Origin of the sequence: Enterobacter sp. RIT418, assembly GCF_003057745.1 — a bacterium.
Classification (GTDB): domain Bacteria; phylum Pseudomonadota; class Gammaproteobacteria; order Enterobacterales; family Enterobacteriaceae; genus Enterobacter.
In genome coordinates, this window is record NZ_QBJD02000036.1 from 1 (window position 1) to 2,590 (window position 2,590).

Below are 2,590 nucleotides of genomic sequence, written 5' to 3' on the forward strand. Positions count from 1 at the left end.
CCTCACCCTAACCCTCTCCCTGAAAGGGAGAGGGGACCGCTCGGTGCCGCCTTTCTCCCTCGCCCCTTTGGGGAGAGGGCCGGGGTGAGGGGATACGTTTCCTCTTAAATTCAACAGCCTGTGATCCCCGTCATGACATTTGCTTGACGACAATTTGTACGCATGTTAACAGAATGTTTTGCCTTTCTTTGGCCCGTCAGATAAGGAACATTCATGTTACGGTACAGTCTCTTAACCGCCGGGCTGATGCTCGGCGCTTCCGCATTTGCCGCCCCGGCAGGCGATCTTCCCCTGATGCCCTGGCCTGCCAAGGTCGAACGCCCCACGACCCAGGGCGCGCTGGTGCTCAGCAACGATATTTCCGTCAGCGTCAGCGGAGACGACCTCGGCGATGCGGTCAGCCGCCTGCGCCAGCGCCTGGCGCTGCAAACCGGCTGGACGCTCAAGCCTCAGGCCGATGAGCCGGAAAAGCCGACCGTCCGCATCGCGATTGCGAAAAAGGTAAAGCCCCAGCCGCTGCCGGACAGCGATGAAAGCTATAGGCTCACCGTCGACGCGAACGGCGTGAATATCTCTGCCAATACCCGCTTTGGCGCGCTGCGCGCCATGGAAACGCTGCTCCAGCTGGTCCAGAACGGCGCGGAAAACACCTCGCTGCCGTGGGTCGCCATTGAAGATTCTCCGCGCTTCCCGTGGCGCGGCCTGCTGCTGGACTCGGCGCGCCACTTCATCCCGCTGGCGGATATCAAGCGCCAGATCGACGGCATGGCGGCGGCCAAGCTCAACGTGCTGCACTGGCACCTGACGGACGATCAGGGCTGGCGCTTCAGCTCGACGCGCTATCCGAAGCTGACCCAGCTTGCCAGCGACGGGCTGTTTTACACGCCGGAGCAGATGCGGGAGATCGTGCGCTACGCCACCGCGCGCGGGATCCGCGTGGTGCCGGAAATCGACATGCCGGGCCACGCGTCCGCCGTTGCCGTTGCCTACCCGGAGCTGATGAGCGCGCCGGGGCCGTATGAAATGGAACGCCACTGGGGCGTGCTGAAGCCGGTGCTCGATCCAACAAAAGCGGCGACCTACGCCTTTGCGGAGGCAATGGTCAGCGAACTGGCGGCGATCTTCCCCGATCCGTATCTGCACATCGGCGGGGATGAAGTTGACGACACCCAGTGGAAAGAGAACAAGGCGATTCAGCAGTTTATGCGCGACAATAAGCTGGCGGACAGCCACGCGCTGCAGGCGTATTTCAACCGCAGGCTTGAGACGATCCTCGAAAAGCACCACCGGCAGATGGTCGGCTGGGATGAGATCTACCATCCCGATCTGCCAAAAAGCATTGTGATCCAGTCCTGGCAGGGGCAGGACGCGCTGGGGCAGGTGGCGCAGCACGGCTACAAGGGCATCCTCTCCACCGGCTTTTACCTCGACCAGCCGCAGTCCACGGCCTATCACTATCGCAACGAGATCGTGCCTGCGGGGCTGAACGGCATCGATACGATCGCCGATACCGACAGCGCGCAAAGCTGGTCCTTCTCCATGCCGCGCCTGAAGGGCAAGCCGGTCGACGGCAGCTTCACGCTGGTAAAAGGGGATTCCGGCTGGCGCGGGTTTATCGACTTTAACGGCAAGTCCCGCCGCGCGGTGGAGAACATACAGTGGCGCGACGATAATCAGGTGACCTTCACGGTCGACACCTGGATGGGCGTAACGCGTCCGGTCGTGACCGTGACCGACGACAGGCTGAGCGGCTATTTCCTGGTGGGCAACGCCCGCTATCCGGTCACCGGCGCGCGGCTGCAGGACGTGCCGAAAGGCGTTGCGCCGGTCGTGCCCGATCCGGCGAACGAGGCCAACCTGCTGGGAGGCGAAGCGGCGCTGTGGGCGGAAAACGTGGTCGCGCCGGTGCTGGATATTAAGCTGTGGCCGCGCGCCTTTGCGGTGGCGGAGCGCCTGTGGTCCGCGAAGGACGTCAACGACGTCGACAACATGTACACCCGCCTGCAGGCGATGGACGCCTGGACCACGGTGTCGGTGGGCCTTCAGCAGCATAGCCAGCAGCAGGCGTACTTCACGCGCCTCGCGAACAGCGGCGATACGCTCCCGCTGCAAATCCTCGCCCAGGCGGTCGAACCCGCGCAGTATTACACCCGCCAGCACCTGAAGTTCCAGGCCGGAAATTATCATCAGTTCGAGCCGCTAAACCGCTTCGCCGATGCGCTGAGCGCCGAGAGCAACACCGTGCGGCAGATGCAAAAATGGGCCGACCGCCTGGTCAGCGATGCGGAAGACAGCGAAAGCGCCGACGCGCTGCGCCACGTTTTTAACCGCTGGCAGAACAACACCAGCGACGCGCTGGCCCTGAGTGAAAACAGCTATCAGCTGAAGGCCGTTAAGCCGGTGATTGAGGAAGTGGACAAGCTGGCGTCAATTGGCCTGCGGCTAACGGACCTTGTGGCGCGCCAGGGGACGCTGGACGATAAGGAGATTGCCTCGATCCAGAAGGAACTGGATAACGCGGCGCAGATTCAGGATGAGGTGGTGATTGCGGCGGTTTATCCGCTGGAGACGCTGCTGCGCGCGACGCGGA

General features: G+C 62.8%; 1 protein-coding gene. It reads left to right on the forward strand.

Annotated features, from left to right (window positions below; all coding sequences use genetic code 11):
- Nucleotides 1-213: 213 nt before the first annotated feature.
- On the forward strand, nucleotides 214-2,590 hold a 2,377-nt coding region (locus tag DBY73_RS21980), incomplete at its 3' end, for a family 20 glycosylhydrolase (RefSeq protein WP_112013278.1).